This is a genomic window from Pseudomonas sp. PvP089 (assembly GCF_017875165.1).
Lineage (GTDB): Bacteria > Pseudomonadota > Gammaproteobacteria > Pseudomonadales > Pseudomonadaceae > Aquipseudomonas > Aquipseudomonas fortuita.
In genome coordinates this window covers 1,842,062-1,867,385 of sequence record NZ_JAGGME010000001.1, presented here as the reverse complement: position 1 = coordinate 1,867,385, position 25,324 = coordinate 1,842,062, and the positions used below count along the sequence as shown (strand labels likewise).

The following is a 25,324-nucleotide window of genomic DNA, read 5'->3' as shown; positions in this document are numbered from 1 at the left end:
GGCTATACAGTACCTGTGCGAAGAGGCCAGTGCAGGCTTATACCGACTTGCTGACCTCCTCCGGCTCAGCAGCCTGTTGCTCAGCACCTTTATCTTCTTCCTCGGTATCCTCAGCCGCCACCGGCGCCTGCATCACGTCCTGCACGGTCTGCTCATCCACCCGAGGGTCCAGCGCTGCCGACAAGGGCGAACCGGCTGCCGGCATCGCCACGTGGCCCAGCGGCGCATCCTGCACCTGGTGCAGCCCGGTAACCGCCTTCGGCCGAATGCGCCACACCAGCACCAAGGCGAAAAATACAAAGAACGCATACAGCATCTGCGCGCCCAGCACCTTCATCAGCACGCCCGCCGCCAGTGGCCCGATGCACGCGCCTACGCCGTAGGTGACCAGCAACATGGCCGTCAGCGACACCCGCCGCTCGCTTTCCACGTGGTCGTTGGAAAACGCCACCGCCAGCGGGTACAGGCAGAACTGCAGCAACGAAATCAGGAAGCCGAACCCGAACAGCAACTCCAGCGGCACACTGGGCAGTATCGCCAATGGCGCAGCGGCCAGCGCCAGGCCTACTGCCACGCTGCGGATCAGCACCGCCCGGTCGTAACGGTCAGACAACCAGCCCAGCGGCCACTGCACCAGCAGGCCGGCAAAAATGCAGCTACCCATGAACAGACCGATCTGCTCGGTCGTCATCCCTTGGCTTGAGGCATACAAAGGCGCCAGGCCGTAGAACGAGCCAACGATCAACCCCGAGCCCAATACCGTACTGAGCGACTGCGGCACGCGCTTGATGAAGAACTTCGGCTCCATCGGTGCCGGGCGCAAGGGTGCCGGGTGAATGCGCCGGGTCATTGCCACCGGCACCAGGCACAGGGCAAAGCACATCGCCACCAGCATCAGCAGCTCCGGGCCAAGCTCAGGATGCACCACCAGAATCAGCTGACCGAGCACCAGCCCCAGGTACGAGGCGATCATGTAGCCGCTGAACACCGCGCCGCGGTGCTTCACATCGGCCTGCTCGTTGAGCCAGCTTTCAATGACCATGTACTGGCACATCATCCCCAGGCCGACGATCATCCGCAGCCCGACCCAGGCCGGTAGCCAACTGGTCATGCCATGGCCAAGTACCGCCGCACCGACGATACCGGCGCAGGTGGCATAAGCGCGAATGTGCCCTACCCGGCCAATCAGCCGGTGGCCGACCTTGCCGCCGACGGCCAGGCCAAAGTAGTTGGCCGCCATCAACGCACCCACCCACAGGCTGTCGACATGGTCGGCCGCCAGGCGCAGGGCCAGGTAGGTACTGAGCAGGCCAGAACCGATCAACATCATCAGCGCGGCGAAATACAACGACTGAAACGGCTTCCATACATTTCGCATACGTACCGAGAAGCTCCCTGATCAGGTGACGGTTGGGTGCTAGAAGCATACGGGCAAAAATTGTGTCGCGCAGGCCCCGGCAGCGAAATAGCGCTGCCAGGGCGTGTCCGGTGCAGGTGATGTCGCGATCAGGCCTGCGCCGCCAGCACCCGGCGCTCCCACGGGGTGATCTCGTCGAAGAAATCAGTCAGCTCCAGGGTTTTGCTGGCGATGTAGCCTTCGATGAACTCGCTGCCGAACAGTTCCCGTGCCAGCGCGCTGCGCTTGAGCCGTTCGAGGGCGGCATGCAGGGTACATGGCAGGCTCAGGTGCTCGGGCACTTCAAACTCGCCCTGGATGGCCGGCGATGGCTGCAGGCGCTGCTCGATGCCGTGCAACCCGGCGGCCAGGCTGGCGGCGATGGCCAGATAGGGGTTGGCGTCGGCGCCGGGCAGGCGGTTTTCGACCCGCCGCGCTGCCGGTGCACTGGCCGGAATGCGCAGGCCGGCGGCACGGTTGTCCTCGGACCAGCAGGCATTGTTTGGCGAGGCATAGGGGTGGCACAGGCGCTGATAGGAATTGACGTTGGGCGCGAACAGCGCGGTGAAGTCGGCCATGCACGCCTGCAGGCCACCGATGAAATGGTGGAAGGTGTCGGTCGGCCGGCCTTGCTCGTCATTAAACACGTTACGCCCGCTGCCGGTTTCGACCAGGCTCTGGTGAATGTGCATGGAGCTGCCGGGCGTGCGCGCCAACGGCTTGGCCATGCACACCACGGTCAGCCCATGCTTGAGCGCCACTTCCTTGAGCAGGTGCTTGAACAGGAAGGTCTGGTCAGCCAGCACCAGCGGGTCGCCGTGCAACAGGTTGATCTCGAACTGGCTGACGCCCATTTCGTGCATGAACGTGTCGCGCGGCAGGCCGAGCGCAGCCATGCAGTGGTACACCTCTTTGAAGAACGGTCGCAGGCCGTTGTTGGAGCTGACACTGAACGCCGAATGGCCTAGCTCGCGGCGGCCATCGCTGCCAACGGGAGGCTGGAACGGCTGCTGCGGGTCGCTGTTGGGGGCAAACACGAAGAATTCGAGCTCGGTCGCCACCACAGGCGCCAACCCCAGCGCGGCATAGCGGGCGATCACCGCCTTGAGCTGGCCCCGGGTGGACAGTGCCGAGGGCCGGCCATCCAGTTCATTGGCATCGCAGATGGCCAGGGCGCGGCCGTCGCTGCTCCAGGGCAGGCGATGCACCTGGCTGGGTTCGGCCACCAGCGCCAGGTCACCGTCGTCGCTGCCGTAGAATTTCGCCGGTGGGTAACCGCCCATGATGCATTGCAGCAACACTCCCCGGGCCATCTGCAGGCGGCGGCCCTCCAAAAAGCCTTCGGCAGTCATCACCTTGCCGCGCGGGACGCCGTTGAGGTCGGGGGTGACGCATTCGATTTCATCGATGCCGTGAAGCTGAGCAGTGCTCATGACGCTTGTCCTTGTTGTTGTACGCTGACAACAACATAGGCTGGGGGTGTTTAAAATATCAAGCACCCGCTTTCAACACCGCGTGCTCCCCTTCGCGGGCATGCCCGCTCCCACAGGTACGGCGCCGCCCTTGAAGTTAGCGAGATCCGTGTGGGAGCGGGCGCGCCCGCGAAGAGGCCAGCACTGGCAACCTCTATTCCCGCAAGGTCATGCCGTTGGCCGGCAGCGGCAAAGCCGTCTTGTACCGCACCTGCTTCAAGGCAAAACTCGAGCGGATATTCGCCACCCCCGGCAACCGCGTCAGGTAGTCAAGAAACCGCTCCAGCGCCTGAATGCTCGGCAGCAGTACCCGCAACAGGTAATCCGGGTCCCCGGTCATCAAGTAGCACTCCATCACCTCGGGCCGTTCGGCAATTTCCTCCTCGAAGCGGTGCAACGACTGCTCCACCTGCTTTTCCAGGCTGACATGGATGAACACGTTTACATCCAGCCCCAGCGCTTCGGGTGACAGCAACGTCACCTGTTGGCGGATTACCCCAAGTTCCTCCATGGCCCGCACGCGGTTGAAACAGGGCGTGGGCGACAGGTTGACCGAGCGGGCCAGCTCGGCGTTGGTAATGCGGGCGTTTTCCTGCAGGCTGTTGAGAATGCCGATATCGGTACGATCGAGTTTGCGCATGAGACAAAATCACCGGTTTTTTGTGTTTATGCGGAATGTTTATCTGCACCGCTCGGCAAAGGCAATCAACTTGAGAGAAAAATTCTCCTGCCGGACCACTAAGATGTAGATGACGCTGACCTACCAGTCACAAGCCGGTGTTCAGCGGCGGCCGCTTCAGAGCTCACAAAAACAAATACCCGAGCGAGCGTAAAAAGCATGAACGAGTACGCCCCCCTGCGTTTGCATGTGCCCGAGCCCACCGGCCGGCCAGGCTGCCAGACCGATTTTTCCTACCTGCGCCTCAACGACGCAGGTCAAGCCCGTAAACCCCCCGTCGATGTCGAGGCTGCCGACACTGCCGACCTGGCTCACAGCCTGGTCCGCGTGCTCGATGAGCAGGGCGACGCCCAAGGCCCTTGGGCTGAAGACATCGACCCGCAAGTCCTGCGCCAAGGCATGCGTGCCATGCTCAAGACGCGGATTTTCGACAGCCGCATGGTGGTTGCCCAGCGCCAGAAGAAGATGTCCTTCTACATGCAGAGCCTGGGCGAAGAAGCCATCGGCAGCGGCCAGGCGCTGGCGCTGAACCGCACCGACATGTGCTTCCCTACCTACCGCCAGCAAAGCATCCTGATGGCGCGAGACGTGTCGCTGGTCGAAATGATCTGCCAGCTGTTGTCCAACGAACGCGACCCGCTCAAGGGCCGCCAGCTACCAATCATGTACTCGGTACGCGAGGCTGGCTTCTTCACCATCAGCGGTAACCTGGCGACCCAGTTCGTGCAGGCGGTCGGCTGGGCCATGGCCTCGGCGATCAAGGGCGATACCAAGATCGCCTCGGCGTGGATCGGCGACGGTGCCACGGCCGAGTCAGACTTTCACACCGCCCTCACCTTTGCCCACGTGTACCGCGCCCCGGTAATCCTCAACGTGGTCAACAACCAGTGGGCCATTTCTACCTTCCAGGCCATCGCCGGTGGTGAATCGACCACCTTCGCCGGCCGTGGCGTGGGCTGCGGCATTGCCTCGCTGCGGGTGGACGGCAACGACTTTGTCGCTGTCTACGCCGCCTCGCGCTGGGCAGCCGAACGCGCCCGCCGCGGCCTAGGCCCAAGTCTGATCGAGTGGGTCACCTACCGTGCCGGCCCGCACTCGACCTCGGACGACCCCTCCAAGTACCGCCCTGCCGATGACTGGAGCCACTTCCCGTTGGGCGACCCGATCGCCCGCCTGAAGCAGCACCTGATCAAGATCGGCCACTGGTCCGAGGAAGAGCACCAGGCCACCACGGCCGAATTCGAGGCTGCGGTCATTGCCGCACAAAAAGAAGCCGAGCAGTACGGCACCCTGGCCAACGGTCACATCCCAAGCGCCGCCTCGATGTTCGAGGACGTGTACAAGGAGATGCCCGACCACCTGCGCCGTCAACGCCAGGAACTGGGGGTTTGAGATGAACGATCACAACAACAGCATCAACCCGGAAACCGCCATGGCCACCACTACCATGACCATGATCCAGGCCCTGCGCTCGGCCATGGATGTCATGCTTGAGCGCGACGACAATGTGGTTGTCTACGGCCAGGACGTCGGCTACTTCGGTGGCGTGTTCCGCTGCACCGAAGGCCTGCAGAACAAGTACGGCAAGTCCCGCGTGTTCGACGCGCCAATCTCCGAAAGCGGTATCGTCGGTACCGCCGTGGGCATGGGCGCCTACGGCCTGCGCCCGGTCGTGGAAATCCAGTTCGCCGACTACTTCTACCCGGCCTCCGACCAGATCGTCTCGGAAATGGCGCGCCTGCGTTACCGCTCAGCCGGCGAGTTCATCGCCCCGCTGACCCTGCGCATGCCGTGCGGCGGTGGCATCTATGGCGGCCAGACCCACAGCCAGAGCCCGGAAGCGATGTTCACCCAGGTGTGCGGCCTGCGCACTGTCATGCCATCCAACCCGTATGACGCCAAAGGCCTGCTGATTGCCTCGATCGAATGCGACGACCCGGTGATCTTCCTGGAGCCCAAGCGCCTGTACAACGGCCCGTTCGACGGCCACCACGACCGCCCGGTAACGCCGTGGTCGAAGCACCCACACAGTGCTGTGCCAGACGGCTACTACACCGTACCGCTGGACAAGGCCGCCATTACCCGCCCCGGCAATGACGTGACCGTGCTCACCTACGGCACCACGGTGTACGTGGCCCAGGTGGCCGCCGAGGAAAGCGGCGTCGATGCTGAAGTGATCGACCTGCGCAGCCTGTGGCCGCTGGACCTGGACACCATCGTCGAGTCGGTTAAAAAGACCGGCCGCTGCGTGGTGGTGCACGAGGCCACCCGTACCTGCGGCTTCGGTGCCGAGCTGGTGTCGTTGGTGCAAGAGCACTGCTTCCACCACCTGGAGGCGCCCATCGAGCGCGTCACCGGCTGGGACACCCCCTACCCTCACGCGCAGGAATGGGCGTATTTCCCAGGGCCTTCGCGGGTAGGTGCGGCATTGAAAAAGGTCATGGAGGTCTGAATGGGCACGCACGTCATCAAGATGCCGGACATTGGCGAAGGCATCGCACAGGTCGAGTTGGTGGAATGGTTCGTCAAGGTCGGCGACATGATCGCCGAAGACCAGGTGGTGGCCGACGTCATGACCGACAAGGCTACCGTGGAAATCCCTTCGCCGGTCAGCGGCAAGGTGCTGGCACTGGGCGGCCAGCCCGGTGAAGTGATGGCGGTCGGTAGCGAACTGATCCGCATCGAAGTGGAAGGCAGCGGCAACCATGTGGATGTGCCTCAGGCCAAACAGATAGAAACGCCCGCCGCCCCTGTGGCAGCCAAGCCAGAACTGCAGAAAGACGTAAAACCCGTTGCGTACCAGGCACCCGTCAACCACGAAGCTGCGCCCATCGTGCCGCGTCAGCCGGGCGACAAGCCGCTGGCCTCACCGGCGGTGCGCAAGCGTGCGCTGGATACCGGTATCGAACTGCGCTATGTGCACGGCAGCGGCCCGGCCGGGCGCATCCTGCACGAAGACCTTGACGCCTTCATGAGCAAGCCGCAGAGCGCCGCCGGGCAAGCCCCCAATGGCTATACCAAGCGCACCGACAGCGAGCAGGTGCCGGTGATCGGCCTGCGCCGCAAGATCGCCCAGCGCATGCAGGATGCCAAGCGCCGGGTCGCGCACTTCAGCTATGTGGAAGAAATCGACGTCACCGCCCTGGAAGCCCTGCGCCAGCAGCTCAACAGCAAGTACGGCGACAGCCGCGGCAAGCTGACCCTGCTGCCGTTCCTGGTGCGTGCCTTGGTCGTGGCGCTGCGTGACTTCCCGCAGATCAACGCCACCTACGACGACGAAGCGCAGGTCATCACCCGCCATGGCGCGGTGCATGTAGGCATTGCTACCCAGGGTGACAACGGCCTGATGGTGCCAGTGCTGCGCCATGCCGAAGCGGGCAGCCTGTGGGCCAATGCCGGCGAGATTTCGCGCCTGGCCAACGCTGCGCGCACCAACAAGGCCAACCGCGAGGAGCTGTCGGGTTCAACCATCACCCTGACCAGCCTGGGCGCCCTCGGCGGCATCGTCAGCACTCCGGTGGTCAACACCCCGGAAGTGGCAATTGTCGGCGTCAACCGCATGGTTGAGCGGCCGGTGGTGATCGACGGCCAGATCGTCGTACGCAAGATGATGAACCTGTCCAGCTCGTTCGACCACCGCGTGGTCGACGGCATGGACGCCGCGCTGTTCATCCAGGCCGTGCGTGGCCTGCTCGAACAACCCGCCTGCCTGTTCGTGGAGTGAGCATGCAACAGACTATCCAGACTACCCTGTTGATCATCGGCGGTGGCCCTGGTGGCTACGTGGCCGCCATCCGCGCCGGGCAACTGGGCATCCCTACCGTGCTGGTGGAAGGCCAGGCACTGGGCGGTACCTGCCTGAACATCGGCTGCATTCCGTCCAAGGCGCTGATCCATGTGGCCGAGCAGTTCCACCAGACTTCACGCTTTGCCGGGCCGTCGGACCTGGGCATCAGCGTTGCTTCGCCGCGCCTGGACATCGGCCAGAGCGTGGCCTGGAAGGACGGCATCGTCGACCGCCTGACCAGCGGGGTAGCTGCCCTGCTGAAGAAGCACGGGGTCAAAGTGATTCACGGCTGGGCGAAGGTGCTTGATGGCAAGCAGGTCGAGGTTGATGGCCAGCGCATCCAGTGCGAACACCTGTTGCTGGCCACCGGTTCCAGCAGCGTCGAACTGCCGATGCTGCCGCTGGGTGGGCCAGTGATTTCCTCAACCGAAGCGCTGGCACCGACGGCACTGCCGCAACACCTGGTGGTGGTGGGCGGGGGCTATATCGGCCTTGAGCTGGGCATTGCCTACCGCAAACTGGGCGCGCAGGTCAGCGTAGTGGAGGCGCGTGAGCGCATCCTGCCGACCTACGACAGCGAATTGACCGCCCCGGTGGCCGAGTCGTTGAAGAAGCTGGGCATCGCCCTGCACCTTGGCCACAGCGTCGAAGGTTACGAAAATGGTTGCCTGCTCGCCAACGACGGCAAGGGCGGGCAACTGCGCCTGGAAGCCGACCAGGTGCTGGTGGCCGTGGGCCGCCGGCCACGCACCCAAGGCTTCAACCTGGAATGCCTGGACCTGAAAATGAACGGCGCCGCCATTGCCATCGACGAACGCTGCCAGACCAGCATGCACAACGTGTGGGCCATCGGCGACGTGGCCGGCGAACCGATGCTGGCGCACCGGGCCATGGCCCAGGGCGAGATGGTGGCCGAAATCGTCGCCGGCAAGGCACGCCGCTTCGAGCCTGCCGCGATTGCTGCTGTGTGCTTCACCGACCCGGAAGTGGTAGTGGTCGGCAAAACCCCGGAGCAGGCCAACCAGCAAGGGCTGGACTGCATCGTCGCGCACTTCCCGTTTGCCGCCAACGGCCGGGCAATGAGCCTGGAATCGAAGAGCGGTTTCGTGCGCGTGGTGGCGCGCCGGGACAATCACCTGATCCTGGGCTGGCAAGCGGTTGGCGTGGCGGTTTCCGAACTGTCTACGGCGTTTGCCCAGTCGCTGGAGATGGGCGCGTGCCTGGAGGATGTGGCCGGCACCATCCATGCCCACCCGACGCTGGGTGAGGCGGTACAGGAAGCGGCATTGCGCGCCCTGGGCCACGCCCTGCATATCTGACACTGAAGCGGCCGAGGCCGATTTGGCCCGCTGCGCCGAGAGGCGCCGCGGGTCTTTTTTCATTCAGGCCACAGGACGATCCAGTAACAGGCACCGCTCCCACAATCACCGCGCGCTACTCGGCTATGGCGTTCTTGCCTGCCGCCTTGGCCCGGTACAGCGCCTTGTCGGCGCGCGCCAGCAGCGCAGGCTGGTCCTCTCCTTCCTGCCATTGGACCACGCCATAGCTCAGGGTCAGCCGGCAATCGCCCACAGGCTCCAGCTGCTCAATCACCTGACGCAAGCGTACCGCCACCTCAAGTGCATCCCTCAGCGTGGTCTGCGGCAGTACAAGGACAAACTCATCCCCGCCCCAGCGGGCCAACAGGTCCAGTTCACGCTGGCAGGTGCGCAGGTTTTCGGCCACCCGCACCAGCGCCGCATCGCCCCTAGCATGGCCGTAGCGGTCGTTGATCGGCTTGAAGTCATCCATGTCCATGGCGATCAGCGACAACGGCTGGCGGAAGCGCTTGGCCCGCTCGCACTCCAGTTGCAGGGTCTTGTCCAACCGATAGCGGTTGGCAATGCGGGTCAATGCATCGCGCTCGGCCAACTCGCGGTTTTCGTCCAGTTGCCGCTGCAACTGCTGGTTCACCCAGGACAGCTCGCGAGTGCGCTCGGCCACTAGGCACTCCAGCGACTGGTTCTTCTGTTCCAACTGGGCCACCCGGCGTTTGCCGGCATCGATATTACGGTGCGCCCCAAGCATGCGCGCCACCGAACCGTCCTGGTTATGGGCAATGATGTAGCCGCTGTCTTCGATCCACAGATAGCTGCCATCCTGGCAACGACAGCGGTATTCGATGAGGTAGCGCTCGTTGCGCTGGTTGATATACGCCTCGAAATGCGCCATTACCCGCGGGTAGTCCTCCGGATGGATCACGCTTTCCCAGGTGAGGACTGAATTGGCCATTGAATGGCTGGTGTAGCCGAGCATGGCGTACCAGCCCGGGTTGCGATAGACGTAGCCGGTATTGGCATTCCAGTCCCAGATGCCATCGCTGATCAACTCGAACAAGGTGTGCAATTGCTGTTCACTGAAGCCGGCGGGTGCCGGCCCGGTTTCCTGATTCATGGACGCTCTCCCTGATGCCCAGCAACTGCGCCCCGTTCACGGGGCTGCCGACAGTGGTGGTAATTGCCGCAGGCGGCAAGAGGATGCTTGAACCGGCAAGCATATGCCCCCCGTGCTGCCACCGGAAATAGTCGCAACGCGCTATTTTCGCCCACCGCTGCAGGCGGTATGGCTGCCGAAGTGTTTCGTATAAGATATCCGCACCGCCTGATTCTGGAATTTCCCGTGCCGTTGCCGTCTTTCAAAGCTACCGACCTGGGTGCAACGCCCTCGATGTCGGAAATCATCGCCAAACACCTGCGCGAGGCAATTATCTCGGGGCAGCTGGCCGAAGGCGAACCGGTGCGTCAGGACGAAGTGGCGCAGGCGTTCAACGTCAGCAAGATCCCGGTGCGCGAAGCCCTGAAGCGCCTGGAAGCCGAAGGCCTGGTGGATTTTCAGCGCAACCGTGGCGCGCTGGTTACCCGCATCTCGGAACCTGAACTGGCGCAGATGTTCGAGGTACGTGTGTTGCTGGAAGTGCAAGCGATTCGCCTGGCGATTCCGAACATGACCGAAGCACATTTTGCCCAGGCCGAAGCCATCTGCGCGGAGTTCATCGGCGAGGACGATGTGGGCCGCTGGGCCGACCTGAACTGGGCGCTGCACGCCTGCCTGTACGAACCGGCGCGGCGGCCTTACCTGGTCGGCCTTATCCGCTCGATCCATGACAAGGTGGAACGCTACCTGCGCATGCAAATGAGCCTGTCAGCGGGCAAGCTGCGCGCGGATCACGAGCACCGGGATATCGTTGCCGCCTGCCGGGCGCGGGATGTAGAACTGGCGGCGCGGCTGATAGAAGAACACATCAATGGCGTGTGCCAGAGCCTGTACGAGCACCTGCCCCATAACTGACCCGACAGGCTATCACCGCCCCGTGCAGGAGCAGCCTCCTGCGGCCCTTACAGAAAAACCATGACGTATTGATTTAACGGGGACGCTGTGGGAGCGGGCTTGCCCCGCGAACACCGGCAAAGCCGGTGCCATACACCCCGTGGCCCCCTTCGCGGGACCAGCCCGCTCCCACAATGACCCCGTTCTATCCTGCCAATGGCTCGATTGGAAATCTCCCTTTCTGGCTTCGTTTTTGCTTATCTAGATATCGTATACGAAATACCATATAAGGAATCGGCGGCTCCGATTTCCCCGGCGCCACCCTGCCTACTCCTTCTTCCAATAATTACGTATCGGAGTGCAAAACCATGGCCACACCCTATTCGGCGGCATCAGCGAATGTCGCAAACACAGCAGACAAGGCCCCTGCGGGCATCAAGCGTGTGGTAGCTGCGGCCATGGCCGGCGCAGTCGCCGAGTGGTACGAATTCTTCCTCTACGGCACCGCCTCGGCGCTGGTGTTCGGCCAGCTGTTCTTTCGCCAGACGGGCAGCGCCATGGACGGCATCATTGCCGCCTTTGCCCTCTACGCAGTGGGCTTTCTCGCCCGCCCCATCGGTGGCCTGGTGTTTGGCCATTACGGCGACAAGGTCGGCCGCAAGCATTTGCTGCAGATCAGCCTGATCGTGGTCGGGATAACCACCTTCCTGATGGGCTGCCTGCCCACCTTCGAGCGCATCGGCTATGCCGCGCCCATCCTCCTGGTGGTGTTGCGGCTGATCCAGGGCTTCGCCTTCGGCGGCGAATGGGGCGGCGCGGTGCTACTGGTGTCCGAGCACAGCCCGGACAACCGCCGCGGCTTCTGGGCCAGCTGGCCGCAAGCGGGCGTGCCGGCCGGCAACCTGATCGCCACTATCATCCTGCTGTTGTTGTCGTCCAACCTTAGCGAGGCGCAGTTCCTGGACTGGGGCTGGCGGGTGGCCTTCTGGTTCTCGGCAGTGGTGGTGCTGATCGGTTACTGGATCCGCACCCGAGTCGATGATGCCCCCATCTTCAAGGAAGCCCAGGCCAAGCAGCAGAAGCTGGAAAGCCAGCAACTGGGCGTAGTGGAGGTGGTCACCAAATACTGGCGCGAAGTGCTGATCGGCATTGGCGCGCGCTTTGCGGAAAACATCCTCTACTACACCGTGGTCACGTTCTCCATCACCTACCTGAAACTGGTGGTGCACAAAGACACTTCGCAAATTCTGCTGCTGATGTTCGGCGCTCACCTGCTGCACTTCTTCATGATCCCGGCCATGGGCTACCTCTCAGACATCATCGGCCGCAAGCCGGTGTACCTGATCGGCGCCGTGCTCACCGCGTTCTGGGGCTTTGTCGGTTTCCCGATGATGGACACCGGCAACGACTGGCTGATCATGGCGGCCATCACGCTGGGCCTGGCCATCGAGTCGATGACCTATGCGCCGTACTCGGCCTTGATGGCCGAACTGTTCCCCACCCACGTGCGCTACACCGCCCTGTCGTTGTGCTACCAGGTGGCGCCAATCCTGGCTGGCTCGCTGGCCCCGCTGATCGCCGTCACCTTGCTGAAGGAATACAACAGCTCCACGCCTATTGCCTGGTACCTGGTGGGCGCGGCAGCGATCTCGATTGTTGCCGTGGCGGCAGCCAAGGAAACCCGCGGCAAGTCGCTGCGCGCCGTTGACGAAGAATCCGCGGCCCGCAACGCCGGCCGTTAAGCAACCCATAAAAATCACACAACAATAGGTAACCACCATGAGCAATATCTTCAACGGCACCATGCCCGCCCTGATGACCCCGTGCACCGCCGAGCGCAAACCGGACTTCGACGCCCTGGTGCGCATGGGCCACCAGCTGATCGAGGCCGGCATGAGCGCCGTGGTGTACTGCGGTTCGATGGGCGACTGGCCACTGCTGACCGAGGCCGAGCGCCAGGAAGGCGTGGCGCGCCTGGTGGCCGCCGGCATCCCGACCATTGTCGGCACTGGCGCGGTGAACACCCGTGAAGCGGTATCCCATGCCGCCCACGCCGCCAAGGTCGGCGCCGCCGGCCTGATGGTCATCCCTCGCGTGCTCAGCCGCGGTGCCTCGCTGATCGCCCAGAAGCACCACTTCTCGGCCATCCTCGCCGCCGCGCCCAAGCTGCCAGCGGTGATCTACAACAGCCCCTATTACGGCTTCGCCACCCGCGCCGATCTGTTCTTCGAGCTGCGCCGCGAATTCCCCAACCTGATCGGCTTCAAGGAGTTCGGCGGTGGTGCCGACCTGCGTTATGCCGCCGAGCACATCACCTCCAAGGATGACGACGTGACCCTGATGGTGGGCGTGGATACCCAGGTGGTGCATGGCTTCGTCAACTGCAACGCCACCGGCGCCATCACCGGCATCGGCAATGCCCTGCCCCGTGAGGTGCTGCACCTGGTGAGCCTGAGCAAGCAGGCGGCCAAAGGCGATGCCAAGGCCCGTCGCCTGGCGCGCGAACTGGAAGCGGCGCTGGCGGTGCTGTCGTCGTTCGATGAGGGCTGCGACCTGGTGCTGTATTACAAGCACCTGATGGTGCTGAACGGCGACAGCGAGTACAGCCTGCATTTCAACGAAACCGACGTGCTGAGCGACGCCCAGCGCAACTATGCCGAGCAGCAATACGCGCTGTTCCGCAGCTGGTACGCCAACTGGTCGGCCGAGCAGAACATCGCCTGATTACCAAGGCCCCGCCGCGTTCTCTGTGGGAGCGGGCTTGGCCCGCGAAGCAGGCGACGCGGTGCCTGGCACCGGCTTTGCCGGTGTTCGCGGGCACGCCCGCTCCCACAGGGATGGCGGTGCAGCAGCGCCTGAGGCAACACGCCTCAGGAAAAATCGGCAGGATGTTGTGCAGAGAATTCGTTTGAGGTCCTTGGCCTTATTGTCCATGGTGGCAGGCTGGTAGCTATTTGCCACGCGTGGACGCAGGCGCATGACGATGCCTGCGTTGGGGGACGTTGTCGGATCCCCCCAACAATAAGAGAGGACAAGGAAATGCAATCCAACGGTTTGAAGCAAAGCCTCAAGCAGCGGCACATCACCATGATCGCACTGGGCGGGGTGATCGGTGCAGGGCTGTTCATGGGCTCGGGCGCACTGATCGCATCGGCAGGGCCTGCGGCCATCCTGTCGTATTTCATTGGTGGCCTGGTGGTCACTCTGGTGATGTTCATGCTGGGCGAAATGGCCTGTCGCAACCCGGATGCGGGGTCGTTCTCGACCTATGCCAACACCTGGCTCGGCGACTGGGCAGGGTTTTCAGTCGGCTGGCTGTACTGGTTCAAGTCGATGATGACCATCACCCTCGAAGCGGTACTGCTGGGCGCCATCCTGCATGACTTTCTACCCTGGCTGCCGATCTGGGCAGGCGCCTTCCTGATGTTGGTGACACTGATGGCCAGCAACGCCTACTCGGTGCGTTCGTTTGCCGAAGTGGAGTATTGGCTGGCGGCCATGAAGGTCGCCACCATCCTCATCTTCATGCTGCTGGGCATCTCGATCCTGCTGGGCCTGCACAACGACATTCCTTCGCCTGGCCTGGTCAACCTCACCGCCCACGACGGGTTCATGCCCAATGGCCTGTCGCCCGTCATGGCGGGTGTCATCGTGGTGATATTCTCCCTGGGCGGCAGCGAAATTGCCGCGGTGGCCGCAGGTGAATCGGAGAACCCGCGGCAGAACGTGATTCGCGCGATCAAGAGCGTGATCCTGCGAGTGATGTTGTTCTACGTTGGCTCCGTGTCGATCCTGATCCTGTGCCTGCCATGGACCGACAAGGCCAACCTGGCCTCGCCCTATGTTTCGCTCTTCACCCTGGCCGGGTTCGGCGGTGCTGCGGTGGCCATGAAACTGGTGCTGTTCGTCTCGTTCATGTCGGTGATGAACTCGTTCATGTTCTCCAACTCGCGCATGCTGTTCTCGCTTAGCCAGCGCGGGCACGCGCCCAAGCTGTTCTCGCGCACCAGCGCCAAGGGCGTGCCGATCAATGCACTGCTGCTGAGCCTGTCGATCTGCACGATGATCCTGACCGTGCACTTTATCAGCGCCGGTGACCTGTTCATGACCCTGGCCAAGAGTACCGGCAGCCTGGTGATGGTCGTATGGATCTTCATCATCATCGCCCACGTGGCCATGCGCTGGAGAACCCGTCACGAAGCGGTCGACCCCAAGGCCTTTCGCGCCTGGTTGTTCCCGTACGCCAACATCGTTGCGCTGTTCGCCCTGCTGGCAGTGATCGGCACCCAGGCGTTCGACCCGGCGTCGCGTTTCCAGTTCTGGTTCACGGTGCTGACGCTACTGCTGGTTGTGGCGGGGTACTTCCTGATGCGCCAGCGAACGGCGGCCGCTGCAAAGGAGGCGGAGGTCAAGACAGGAGAGACAAGAAATGGCGTCCCAGGCAGGAATTGAACCTGCAACCTTCCCCTTAGGAGGGGGATGCTCTATCCAATTGAGCTACTGAGACGCTACGACCGGCAGCGAGCGCTGCACAGCGGGACGGCCAGCATGTTAACCAGCATGCTGGCATTTGTCATGCACCTACCGGGCTTTTTCGCGTAATCCTTTTCTGGCACTGCTACACCTGCGGCAGCACACCTTCATCGCGAAGCACCCCGAACAGGGCTGATACCGCAGCCTCCAGGGTTGTAGAGTTGTCCAGCAGGTGCACCGACGGATCAGGCAGTGCCTGCAAGCGGGCGCTGCGAGCCAGGCGCTGCTCGACTTCCTCGGCGGTTTCGCGGCCACGGGCCACCAGGCGCTGGCGCAACACCTGCGGCCTGACCTGCACAAGCACCGCCAACAGGCCCGGATAACGCTGACGCGCTTCGGCCAGGTAAGCGCGCGAGCCGTTCACCAGCACTGCCCGGCCCTCCGCCAGCCAGTCGTCCACCTGCCGGGGAATCCCGTAGTCCAGGCCGTTGGCGTGCCAGTGCATGGCAAAAGCACCCTGCACGCGCAGGGTCTCGAACTGTTCAGGCGTGACACCATGGGCGGCTTCGCCCTTGGCTTCGGCCGAACGGGTAATGACACGCCGGGCAATTTCTACCCCGGCAGCCGCCAGCCGCTCACGTGCAGCGTCGATCAGGGAATCTTTCCCCGAACCCGACGGTCCTACCAGAAATATCAACCGGCCTGTCCCTGATCGACGGTCGCTTGCGTCATGTTGCATAGCCACTATGCTCTATGAAGGGAAACCGCCGCATTCTAGGTGTTTTCCTGGCCTTTTGCTGCGTTTTACCTGTTTTTGACGGCAAAAGTCTGACGGTTGGGCAAGCCGGAGCATGTAAAACTTTTCAAACCAGTGCTCATTTCTGATAATTGGTACTGGCATAAAGCCTTTATCCGGCTCACTATTTGTCACAGAATTGACGCCAAGGAAACGGCGACCATAAGGCAAGATGAGCATCCATTTTTACTGACGGTTGAACATTTTGTCGTCGCCACGGTCGTATTTCCACCCCGTGCGGCCAATTTGAGAACCGCTTCCCCTGAACCAAAATCTGGTCAATTTATATGCGCCCAATGAAACAGGCTATTTATTCAAGCCGCACCGCTGACAAATTTGTCGTCCGCCTGCCAGACGGGATGCGTGAGCGCATTGCCGAGGTAGCGCGCAACCATCACCGCAGCATGAACTCTGAAATTATCGCGCGCCTGGAACAGAGCCTTATCCAGGAAGGTGCGTTGGGTGACGAGCTGAGCATGCGCCTGGACAGCCCTGAGCTGTCCCTGCATGAGCGCGAGTTGCTGCAGCGCTTCCGCCAACTGTCCCACCGACAGCAGAACGCCCTGGTTGCCCTCATCGCTCACGATGTGGAAATGGCCGCCGACGCTTCCTGAGGCGTGCAGCGAACATGAAAAAGCCAGCGTAAGCTGGCTTTTTTGTGGGCGCCTGACTAGCCGCGCTGCAGCCCCTGTGGGAGCGGCCTTGTGTCGCGAAAGGGCTGCAAAGCAGCCCCGGGGCATCAGCAGCAATGCACAGATTTCTGGGGCTGCTTCGCAGCCCTTTCGCGACACAAGGCCGCTCCCACAGGGCCGCGCAACTGCAAGAAAAGGGGTTTACAGCAGGAACAGCGTAGCCAGGCCAAGGAAGATGAAGAAGCCGCCACTGTCCGTCACGGCAGTGATCATCACACTCGCCCCCATCGCCGGGTCGCGCCCCAGGCGGGCCAACGTCATCGGGATGAGCACACCCATCAGCGCCGCCAGTAACAGGTTCAAGGTCATCGCTGCGGTCATCACCACACCCAGTGACCAGCTGCCATACAACCAGAAAGCCACCGCACCAATCACGCCCCCCCAAACCAGGCCGTTGATCAGCGACACCGCCAGCTCCTTGCGCATCAGGCGACTGGTGTTGCCCGGCGACACCTGGTCCAGCGCCATGGCGCGGACGATCATGGTGATGGTCTGGTTACCCGAGTTGCCACCAATACCCGCAACGATCGGCATCAACGCCGCCAACGCCACCAGCTTTTCGATCGAGCCTTCGAACAGCCCGATCACGCGCGAGGCAACAAAGGCGGTGATCAGGTTGATCGCCAGCCATGCCCAACGGTTGCGGAACGAGCGCCAGACCGAGGCAAAGATATCTTCCTCTTCACGCAGACCCGCCATGTTGAGGACTTCGCTCTCGCTCTCCTCACGGATCAGGTCGACCATCTCGTCAATGGTCAAACGGCCAATCAGACGACCGCTCTTGTCCACTACAGGTGCCGATACCAGGTCATAACGCTCGAAAGCCTGCGCCGCATCATAGGCATCTTCCTCAGGCTGGAAGGACACCGGGTCGGTCGCCATGACCTCCGCTACCTTCTTCTCTGGGTCGTTGACCAGCAGGCGCTTGATCGGCAATACCCCTTTCAGGATGCCGTCATAATCGACCACGAACAGTTTGTCGGTGTGGTTGGGCAGTTCTTTCAGGCGGCGCAGGTAGCGCAGTACCACCTCCAGGCTGACGTCTTCGCGGATGGTGACCATCTCGAAGTCCATCAGCGCACCGACCTGCTCCTCGTCGTAGCTCAGCGCCGAGCGCACACGCTCGCGTTGCTGGGCATCGAGGGTTTCCATCAGCTCGTGAACAACGTCACGCGGCAGCTCAGGGGCCAGGTCGGCCAGCTCGTCGGCGTCCATTTCCTTGGCGGCGGCCAGCAGCTCGTGATCGTCCATGTCGGCGATCAACGATTGACGAACCGAGTCGGAAACTTCCAGCAGGATGTCGCCATCGCGATCCGAGCGCACCAGCTGCCAGACCGTCAGGCGGTCTTCCAGGGGCAAGGCTTCGAGGATATAGGCGATGTCGGCGGGATGCAGGTCATCAAGCTTGCGCTGCAGCTCGACGAGGTTCTGGCGGTGGACCAGGTTTTCTACCAGGTCATTGTGCGCGCCTTCCTGGCGGTGCGTCAGGTCCTCGACCACACGCTGGCGTTGCAGCAGTTCGACCACCTGGGCCAGGCGATCCTGCAGGCTTTCTTGCGCTTTTTTTACTTCTACTTCAGTCATAGGCGAACTCCACTCCCAGCAGCGGAGCACGCCGGGAGAATCAATCGGTCAGATCTTTCTGTATGAATCTTGTTAGCGAGTAACTACTGGGTAAGTCCATGGTGGTTTTCCACAAGCCCCGGCGGGGCTGACGGGCGCAATCATACACTGCTCAAGCTGTCAGATCGCTTAAAATTTTGGTCAGAACAATCGTTTGCGTGATAAAGGTGGGACAACGCTCGAAGCTATGAGTGCGACGATTGTTGTGGATGGGGAAGCACATTGAAGTTCAGGTACGCTGCGCCTGATCAATTTGGGGCTGCCTTACAGCCACACGCTACACCCTGCTCATTACAGAAGAGCTTAGATCGACATCGCCAACAATTCAGTGGCGCAAAAAACAAAAAGCCCGCTCAATTGAGCGGGCTTCTTGATGGGGTATGGCGGACTCAGCAGGATTCGAACCTGCGACCGCTCGGTTCGTAGCCGAGTACTCTATCCAGCTGAGCTATGAGTCCGTGGTGGTAGTTTTAGACCAGATTACCACTGGTTGACTGAAGCAGCTTTGCAAGCAGAGCCACTTCAAAAAGTGGCGGACTCAGCAGGATTCGAACCTGCGACCGCTCGGTTCGTAGCCGAGTACTCTATCCAGCTGAGCTATGAGTCCGCATTGGTAGTTTTAGACCAGATTACCACTGGTTTCTTGAAGCAGCCTTGCAAACAAAGCCACTTCAAAAAGTGGCGGACTCAACAGGATTCGAACCTGTGACCGCTCGGTTCGTAGCCGAGTACTCTATCCAGCTGAGCTATGAGTCCGTGTCTTGCCGCGCATTATAGGTCGCTGAAACATTTTTGCAAGAACTTTTTCGTTTAAAATCAACTACTTAGCGTTCTTACCGTTTACAGCGCCCTAAGCGAATAATGGCGGTGAAGGGGGGATTCGAACCCCCGATACCCTTATGAGGTATACTCCCTTAGCAGGGGAGCGCCTTCGGCCACTCGGCCACCTCACCGCAACACGAGGCGAATATTAAAGAACCTCTTTCACCTTTGCAACCCTTTTTTTGAAAAAAACTTCAAAAAAATTAAAGGCTTGGCTCTTCATCCTTCTCTTTCTTGATCCGCAGGTAGATTTCCTCGCGGTGAACGGCCACTTCTTTAGGGGCGCTGACGCCAATACGCACCTGGTTGCCTTTGACGCCAAGCACCGTCACGGTGATCTCGCCGTCTCCAATGATCAGGCTCTCGGCGCACCGACGAGTCAGAATCAACATAGCTTTCTCCTTACGCAAAACATTCAGGGGTAACAGTCTTTGGTATCAGGGCCTGGTCGTGGACGACGACCAGGCCCCGGTTACTCGCCACACAGGGCAGGACAGGCCATGCGTGGCGAGCAGAAACGCGAAGGGCGCGGCAAGCCGCGCCCTTCCTGGCAGCGCCTTACTCGCCCTGTCGGACAGGTGCGTCGAGCTCGAACGCGGTGTGCAGCGCACGCACGGCCAGCTCCAGGTACTTCTCTTCGATCACGACCGAAACCTTGATCTCGGAGGTGGAGATCATCTGGATGTTGATGCTCTCCTTGGCCAGGGCTTCGAACATGCGGCTGGCAACACCGGCGTGCGAACGCATGCCGACGCCAACGATCGAGACCTTGGCGATCTTGGTATCGCCGATCACTTCACGGGCACCGATTTCGCGGGCAGTGTTTTCCAGCACGCTTTGCGCCTTCTCGTACTCGTTGCGGTGTACGGTGAAGGTGAAGTCGGTGGTGTTATCGTGGGCAACGTTTTGCACGATCATGTCGACTTCGATGTTCGAAGCGCTGATCGGGCCGAGGATCTTGAAGGCCACGCCCGGGGTGTCCGGCACGCCGCGAATGGTCAGCTTGGCTTCATCACGGTTGAAGGCGATACCGGAAATGATCGGCTGTTCCATGGATTCCTCTTCATCAATGGTAATGAGGGTACCCGGACCCTCCTTGAAGCTGTGCAGCACGCGCAGCGGAACGTTGTACTTGCCGGCGAACTCCACCGAACGGATCTGCAGCACCTTGGAACCGAGGCTGGCCATTTCCAGCATCTCTTCGAAGGTGATCTTCTCCAGGCGTCGGGCCTGTGGCACGACGCGCGGGTCAGTGGTGTAGACGCCATCGACGTCGGTGTAGATCTGGCACTCGTCAGCTTTCAGCGCTGCCGCCAGGGCCACACCCGTGGTGTCGGAGCCGCCACGGCCCAGGGTGGTGATGCTGCCGTGCTCGTCGACGCCCTGGAAGCCTGCTACCACGACCACGCGGCCTTCCTTGAGGTCGGCACGAATCTTCTGGTCGTCGATCTGCAGGATGCGCGCCTTGTTATGCGAGCTGTCGGTGAGGATGCGCACCTGGTTGCCGGTGTAGGACACGGCTGGCACACCACGCTTGATCAAGGCCATGGTCAGCAGGGCAATGGTGACCTGCTCACCGGTCGACACGATCACGTCCAGTTCACGCGGAACCGGATGATCGGTGATCTGCTTGGCCAGGTCGATCAGGCGATTGGTTTCACCGCTCATGGCCGACAGCACAACCACCAGGTCGTCGCCTGCCTCACGGTGTTTCTTGACCTTTTCGGCAACCTGCTCGATCCGCTCGATGGAACCGACAGAGGTGCCGCCAAATTTCTGTACGATCAACGCCATTTCAATGGTGCCTCAGCCCATACAGGGCCTCAAAAAACAATCCAACATGAAGGAGTGGACGGGAGTGGCCTGTGTGGCTAAGCCTTGCACCCGAAACTGAGCGCACGAATTAGCCGTACAGGCCACCAGACCACCCACCCCTTCATCTCAAAGTCCCTGCTCTGCGAATGGCACGGCCAGCGCCAGGGCCTGGTCCAGTGCAGCGACGTCGACGCCACCACCCTGGGCCATGTCCGGACGACCACCGCCCTTGCCACCCACCGCCGCAGCGGCTTGTTTCATCAGATCGCCAGCCTTGAGTTGGCTGGAGAGGTCCTTGGTCACGCCGGCCACCAGCACAACCTTGCCCTCATGCTCGCTGCCCAGCAGGATCACTGCGTGGCCGAGCTTGTTTTTCAACTGATCGACCAGGGCCAGCAAGGCCTTGCCGTCCTGCCCATCCAGGCGGGCGGCGAGAACCTTGGCACCCTTGACCTCAACAGCCGCGTTGGAGAGATCGTCCCCGGCGGCGCTGGCAGCCTTGGCCTGCAACTGTTCCAGCTGCTTCTCCAGCTGACGGTTGCGCTCGAGCACAGCCGACAGCTTGTCGATCAGGTTGTCGCGGTTGCCCTTGACCAGTTGCGCGGCTTCCTTGACCTGCTCTTCGGCAGCATTCAGGTAGGCCAGCGCAGCAGCGCCGGTCACGGCTTCGATACGGCGCACACCAGAGGCTACGCCGCCTTCGCTGATGATCTTGAACAGGCTGATGTCACCGGTGCGCTTGGCGTGGATACCGCCGCACAGCTCTACCGAGAAATCACCGCCCATGCTCAGCACACGCACGGTGTCGCCGTACTTCTCGCCGAACAGCGCCATGGCACCTTTGGCCTTGGCGGTTTCGATGTCGGTCAGTTCGGTTTGCACCGGAGTGTTCTTGCGCACTTCGCGGTTGACGATGTCTTCCAGGGCCTTGATCTGCTCTGGCTTCAGCGCCTCGAAGTGGCTGAAGTCGAAACGCAGGCGCTGGCTATCCACCAGAGAGCCCTTCTGCTGTACATGTTCGCCCAGCACCTGGCGCAGCGCTTCGTGCAGCAGGTGGGTAGCAGAGTGGTTGAGCGAAGTGGCGTGCTGCACCTCGGCATCGACCTTGGCCACGACCGGCGAACCGATCACCAATGCACCGCTGGCGACCACGCCGTGGTGCAGGAAGGCACCGCCGGTTTTGGTGGTGTCGCGCACATCGAAGCGCGCAGCGCCGGCCTGCAGGAAGCCGGTGTCACCCACCTGACCACCGGATTCGGCATAGAACGGCGTGCGGTCGAGCACGACCACGCCCTGCTCGCCTTCACCTAATTGGTCGACGGCCTGGCCGTCTTTGTACAGGGCGATGATCTTGCCTTGGCCTTCGGTGGCGTCGTAACCGAGGAACTCGGTGGCGCTGTCGACCTTGACCACGCTGTTGTAGTCCATACCGAAGGCGCTGGCGGAACGCGCACGCTCACGCTGGGCGTCCATCTCGCGCTCGAAGCCGGCTTCGTCGATGGTCAGCTCGCGCTCACGGGCAATGTCGGCCGTCAGGTCCATCGGGAACCCGTAGGTGTCATACAGCTTGAACACCACATCGCCCGGTACCACGTCGCCTTTCAGCTGGGCCAGGTCCTGCTCGAGGATGCGCAGGCCTTGCTCCAGGGTCTTGGCGAACTGCTCTTCTTCAGCCTTCAGCACACGCTCGATGTGCGCTTGCTGGCTATTCAGCTCAGGGAAGGCCTCGCCCATTTCGGCGGCCAGTGCGGCAACGATCTGGTAGAAGAAGCTGCCTTTGGCGCCCAGCTTGTTGCCGTGGCGGCAGGCGCGACGAATGATGCGCCGCAGCACATAGCCACGGCCTTCGTTGGACGGCAGCACACCGTCGGCGATCAGGAAGCCGCACGAGCGAATATGGTCGGCGACCACCTTCAGCGACGCCTGGCCGTCATTGCTGCAACCGATAGCCTTGGCCGCAGCCGCCAGCAGGTTCTGGAACAGGTCGATCTCGTAGTTCGAGTGCACGTGCTGCAGCACGGCGCTGACGCGCTCCAGGCCCATGCCGGTGTCCACCGACGGGGCTGGCAGCGGGTGCAGTACGCCGTCGGCGGTGCGGTTGAACTGCATGAAGACGTTGTTCCAGATCTCGATGTAGCGGTCGCCGTCTTCTTCTGGCGAGCCGGGCGGGCCGCCCCAGATGTCAGCGCCGTGGTCGTAGAAGATTTCGGTGCACGGGCCGCACGGGCCAGTGTCACCCATGGTCCAGAAGTTGTCGGAGGCGTAAGGGGCGCCCTTGTTGTCGCCGATGCGCACCATGCGCTCGGCCGGCACGCCGATTTCCTTGGTCCAGATGTCGTAGGCTTCGTCGTCAGTGGCGTAGACGGTGACCCAGAGCTTTTCCTTGGGCAGGTTAAGCCACTTGTCCGAGGTCAGGAAGTTCCAGGCGTAGGTGATGGCATCACGCTTGAAATAATCGCCGAAGCTGAAGTTGCCCAGCATTTCGAAGAACGTATGGTGACGCGCGGTGTAACCGACGTTTTCCAGGTCGTTGTGCTTACCACCGGCGCGCACGCACTTCTGGCTGCTGACAGCCCGGGTGTAGGCACGCTTCTCCGCGCCGAGGAAACAGTCTTTGAACTGGTTCATGCCGGCATTGGTGAACAGCAGGGTTGGGTCGTTGTTCGGGATCAGCGAACTGGAGGCGACTCGGGTGTGTCCCTGCTCTTCGAAGAAGCGAAGGAAGGCTTCACGGATTTCTGCGCTTTTCATAGGTTCTTCCACGGAAACGGCGGCCCTGTCGGGCAAACGCGTCGACGAAACGACGGCAAAGGGCCGCATTATATCGGTCCTGCAATCTCGATGCAGTGTGTTTATACGATAGAAACCATCGTTTGGACGGTTTTTCGGGCTATGCAAACGAAAATGACATGACCGGATGCTAAATCCTGTCTTTCGCCACTGGCAAGCCAATTACCGCCGATGGGAAGGGAAAATGGAACAGGCGGTGAATTAAAAGAGTTTCATGGGGAATGAAGGATCCAATTCATCCTGTCAGGGCCCTATCGCCGGCCAGCCAGTTCCCACAGGATAACCATATGTCTGGCTGTCATGCAGTCCCTGTGGGAGCTGGCTTGCCGGCGATAGGGCCGGGGCAGGAAGACAGGTAATCAGCCCAGCCGCTGCCCCGAATCCGGCACGATCAGGATGCCGGCCCGCAAGCCGTTCCTGACCTTGGGATTGGGAAAAATGATGCGCGCCCCCTCCTCCTCGACCACCCAGCGCATTTCGGCCAGGTCTTCGGCCAGCAGGTAACCCTTGCTCAGCTCTGAGAAGTTTTCGATGTCCGCCGGCAGGTGCAGGTGGAAGCTGTCGCTGTGCTTGATGATCTCACGCGAAACGCTGAACAGTTGCAGGCCATCCAGCGAGCCTTCACCCTCTGGCTCGGTGCCTTCGATGATCTGGATCAGGCGCTCTTCGAGCCGGTCGAGGTTGACCTGCTCGTTCTGGCCAAACGGGCGGGCCTTGCCCAGTTCCAGAGTGAAAGCTTCGGCATCCAGCTGTTCGTAGGTAAAGGCACTGAAGGTGATGGAGGATTTGCTCTGCAGCAGCACCGCTTCCATGCCTGCCGCTGCCAGGCGCGCCAGTTCACGACGGGAGTGCTTGCGCCCTTCTTTATAGGGGTACAAGGCAAATTGCTCGATCTTCGAACCGCGGATGGCGGTATGCAGGTCGTAGTGCAGGCGGCTGCGCTCCGGCTTGCTGAAGAACACCCGGGCGAACTGTTCCAGCTCGGCGGCACGTAATGCCTCGAAGCCACTGGAAAGCTCATGGCGGCCGTTGAACAGCCGATTGATGTCCTGCTCGATGAACCGTTCGCCCTTGCGGATCGCCGCCGGGTTGCCAAACAGGAACAGCAGCCGTGCCTTGGGTTTGATCTTGCCGTTGGCCACACCGTGCAACAGCCGTTCGAGCAATTCGATCGGCGCCGTTTCGTTGCCATGAATGCCCGCAGACAATAACAAGTCCAGCCCGCAATCATCGCTTTCGGCGGGGCGCACTTCGAGCGCGCCCTCCCCCAGCCAGCGCAAACGCGCGCCCTTGGGTGTCACTTGGGTCTTCTCGGCCGGTTCGTGATCGGTGAGTGTCAGCTCAAGCAATTTGCCAAGGGCGAGCATAGGGGCTTCCTTAGTGGTGGTGGCCGCAGTCAGGGCCATGGACGTGATCGTCGTCTTCGCCAACCTCGGCCGGCTCCATTTCCAGCTGCAGGCTGACCAGGTTGGTGGCCATCGGGCGCAGCAGCAGGTTGGCGTACTCGGTGTCATCTTCATCGACATCTACACCGATCAGCAGCTGGCCACGGCCGTCCTGCTGAATCCACACTTCCTTGCCTTGCCAGACCACGGCAAAACGGGTGCAGGAGGTTTCCAGCTGGGTGCCGTCTTCATCTTCAAGGATCAGGCGCAGGGCATCGGTCATTGCAA

20 protein-coding genes and 5 tRNA genes are annotated in these 25,324 nt (G+C 61.7%); 9 read left to right on the top strand and 16 right to left on the bottom strand.

Annotation, left to right across the window (positions count from 1 at the left end; all coding sequences use genetic code 11):
• Nucleotides 1-37: 37 nt before the first annotated feature.
• From J3A71_RS08685 to bkdR, 3 genes are all read right to left on the bottom strand, one after another.
• Entirely contained in the window at nt 38-1,378 is a 1,341-nt protein-coding gene (locus J3A71_RS08685) for an MFS transporter (protein WP_096426602.1), read from the bottom strand.
• 128 nt (nt 1,379-1,506) lie between these two features.
• Nucleotides 1,507-2,748: a glutamine synthetase family protein gene (locus J3A71_RS08680; RefSeq protein ID WP_161775557.1), complete on the bottom strand. Its 1,242-nt coding sequence runs from the start codon at nt 2,746-2,748 to the stop codon at nt 1,507-1,509.
• 274 nt (nt 2,749-3,022) lie between these two features.
• The gene (gene bkdR, locus J3A71_RS08675) at nt 3,023-3,508 is read right to left on the bottom strand and encodes a Bkd operon transcriptional regulator BkdR (RefSeq protein ID WP_012273540.1); all 486 of its coding nucleotides are present in this window, start codon (nt 3,506-3,508) and stop codon (nt 3,023-3,025) included.
• A gap of 198 nt (nt 3,509-3,706) precedes the next feature.
• Here bkdR and J3A71_RS08670 point away from each other — a divergent pair, with 198 nt between their 5' ends.
• The 4 genes from J3A71_RS08670 to lpdA are packed head-to-tail and all read left to right on the top strand — an operon-like array spanning nt 3,707 to nt 8,653.
• Nucleotides 3,707-4,939 carry a 3-methyl-2-oxobutanoate dehydrogenase (2-methylpropanoyl-transferring) subunit alpha gene (locus J3A71_RS08670; protein WP_016488475.1) on the top strand — a complete coding sequence of 411 codons (1,233 nt, stop codon included), beginning with the start codon at nt 3,707-3,709 and terminating at the stop codon, nt 4,937-4,939.
• Between the two features lies 1 nt (nt 4,940).
• Nucleotides 4,941-5,999: an alpha-ketoacid dehydrogenase subunit beta gene (locus tag J3A71_RS08665; RefSeq protein WP_016488476.1), complete on the top strand. Its 1,059-nt coding sequence runs from the start codon at nt 4,941-4,943 to the stop codon at nt 5,997-5,999.
• Nucleotides 6,000-7,271, top strand: coding sequence for a dihydrolipoamide acetyltransferase family protein (locus tag J3A71_RS08660; protein WP_096426603.1), 1,272 nt, complete (start codon nt 6,000-6,002; stop codon nt 7,269-7,271).
• Nucleotides 7,272-7,273: 2 nt separating this feature from the next.
• The gene (gene lpdA / locus J3A71_RS08655) at nt 7,274-8,653 is read left to right on the top strand and encodes a dihydrolipoyl dehydrogenase (RefSeq protein WP_096426604.1); all 1,380 of its coding nucleotides are present in this window, start codon (nt 7,274-7,276) and stop codon (nt 8,651-8,653) included.
• A gap of 115 nt (nt 8,654-8,768) precedes the next feature.
• Here lpdA and J3A71_RS08650 read toward each other — a convergent pair whose 3' ends face one another.
• The gene (locus J3A71_RS08650) at nt 8,769-9,767 is read right to left on the bottom strand and encodes a diguanylate cyclase (protein WP_016488479.1); all 999 of its coding nucleotides are present in this window, start codon (nt 9,765-9,767) and stop codon (nt 8,769-8,771) included.
• 273 nt (nt 9,768-10,040) lie between these two features.
• Between J3A71_RS08650 and J3A71_RS08645 the strand changes: the two genes are divergently transcribed.
• The 4 genes from J3A71_RS08645 to J3A71_RS08630 all read left to right on the top strand — a co-directional run bounded on the left by J3A71_RS08645 (nt 10,041) and on the right by J3A71_RS08630 (nt 15,092).
• Nucleotides 10,041-10,661 (top strand): GntR family transcriptional regulator, encoded by a 621-nt coding sequence (locus J3A71_RS08645; protein WP_096426987.1) that lies wholly within the window; start codon nt 10,041-10,043, stop codon nt 10,659-10,661.
• Nucleotides 10,662-11,008: 347 nt separating this feature from the next.
• Nucleotides 11,009-12,382 (top strand): fosfomycin efflux MFS transporter AbaF, encoded by a 1,374-nt coding sequence (gene abaF, locus J3A71_RS08640; RefSeq protein ID WP_096426605.1) that lies wholly within the window; start codon nt 11,009-11,011, stop codon nt 12,380-12,382.
• A 37-nt stretch (nt 12,383-12,419) separates the two neighbouring features.
• A complete protein-coding gene (locus tag J3A71_RS08635; protein ID WP_096426606.1) occupies nt 12,420-13,364 on the top strand; it encodes a dihydrodipicolinate synthase family protein in 945 nt (314 codons plus the stop codon).
• Nucleotides 13,365-13,679: 315 nt separating this feature from the next.
• The gene (locus tag J3A71_RS08630) at nt 13,680-15,092 is read left to right on the top strand and encodes an amino acid permease (RefSeq protein WP_096426607.1); all 1,413 of its coding nucleotides are present in this window, start codon (nt 13,680-13,682) and stop codon (nt 15,090-15,092) included.
• Here the strand turns inward: J3A71_RS08630 and J3A71_RS08625 are convergent.
• A tRNA-Arg gene (locus J3A71_RS08625) sits at nt 15,071-15,147 on the bottom strand. The genes J3A71_RS08630 and J3A71_RS08625 overlap by 22 nt on opposite strands.
• A gap of 111 nt (nt 15,148-15,258) precedes the next feature.
• Entirely contained in the window at nt 15,259-15,852 is a 594-nt protein-coding gene (gene phnN, locus J3A71_RS08620; protein ID WP_016488483.1) for a phosphonate metabolism protein/1,5-bisphosphokinase (PRPP-forming) PhnN, read from the bottom strand.
• Between the two features lie 344 nt (nt 15,853-16,196).
• Between phnN and J3A71_RS08615 the strand changes: the two genes are divergently transcribed.
• On the top strand, nt 16,197-16,523 hold the full coding sequence (locus tag J3A71_RS08615) for an Arc family DNA-binding protein (RefSeq protein WP_003254499.1): 327 nt from the start codon (nt 16,197-16,199) through the stop codon (nt 16,521-16,523).
• Nucleotides 16,524-16,742: 219 nt separating this feature from the next.
• Here the strand turns inward: J3A71_RS08615 and mgtE are convergent, their stop codons facing one another.
• The 10 genes from mgtE to J3A71_RS08565 form a co-directional block, all read right to left on the bottom strand.
• Nucleotides 16,743-18,185 (bottom strand): magnesium transporter, encoded by a 1,443-nt coding sequence (mgtE, locus tag J3A71_RS08610; protein ID WP_016488484.1) that lies wholly within the window; start codon nt 18,183-18,185, stop codon nt 16,743-16,745.
• Nucleotides 18,186-18,605: 420 nt separating this feature from the next.
• Nucleotides 18,606-18,682 (bottom strand) — tRNA-Arg (locus tag J3A71_RS08605).
• Between the two features lie 72 nt (nt 18,683-18,754).
• Nucleotides 18,755-18,831, bottom strand: a tRNA-Arg gene (locus tag J3A71_RS08600).
• Between the two features lie 72 nt (nt 18,832-18,903).
• A tRNA-Arg gene (locus J3A71_RS08595) sits at nt 18,904-18,980 on the bottom strand.
• A gap of 106 nt (nt 18,981-19,086) precedes the next feature.
• Nucleotides 19,087-19,177, bottom strand: a tRNA-Ser gene (locus J3A71_RS08590).
• A gap of 72 nt (nt 19,178-19,249) precedes the next feature.
• Nucleotides 19,250-19,438, bottom strand: a complete 189-nt coding sequence (csrA, locus tag J3A71_RS08585) for a carbon storage regulator CsrA (RefSeq protein ID WP_003254503.1) — start codon at nt 19,436-19,438, stop codon at nt 19,250-19,252.
• Between the two features lie 166 nt (nt 19,439-19,604).
• Nucleotides 19,605-20,840, bottom strand: a complete 1,236-nt coding sequence (locus J3A71_RS08580) for an aspartate kinase (protein ID WP_016488485.1) — start codon at nt 20,838-20,840, stop codon at nt 19,605-19,607.
• Nucleotides 20,841-20,987: 147 nt separating this feature from the next.
• Nucleotides 20,988-23,612, bottom strand: a complete 2,625-nt coding sequence (gene alaS / locus J3A71_RS08575; RefSeq protein WP_157754421.1) for an alanine--tRNA ligase — start codon at nt 23,610-23,612, stop codon at nt 20,988-20,990.
• A gap of 398 nt (nt 23,613-24,010) precedes the next feature.
• Nucleotides 24,011-25,018 carry a succinylglutamate desuccinylase gene (gene astE, locus J3A71_RS08570; RefSeq protein ID WP_016488487.1) on the bottom strand — a complete coding sequence of 336 codons (1,008 nt, stop codon included), beginning with the start codon at nt 25,016-25,018 and terminating at the stop codon, nt 24,011-24,013.
• A gap of 10 nt (nt 25,019-25,028) precedes the next feature.
• The gene (locus J3A71_RS08565; protein ID WP_016488488.1) at nt 25,029-25,319 is read right to left on the bottom strand and encodes a hypothetical protein; all 291 of its coding nucleotides are present in this window, start codon (nt 25,317-25,319) and stop codon (nt 25,029-25,031) included.
• Nucleotides 25,320-25,324: the final 5 nt, after the last annotated feature.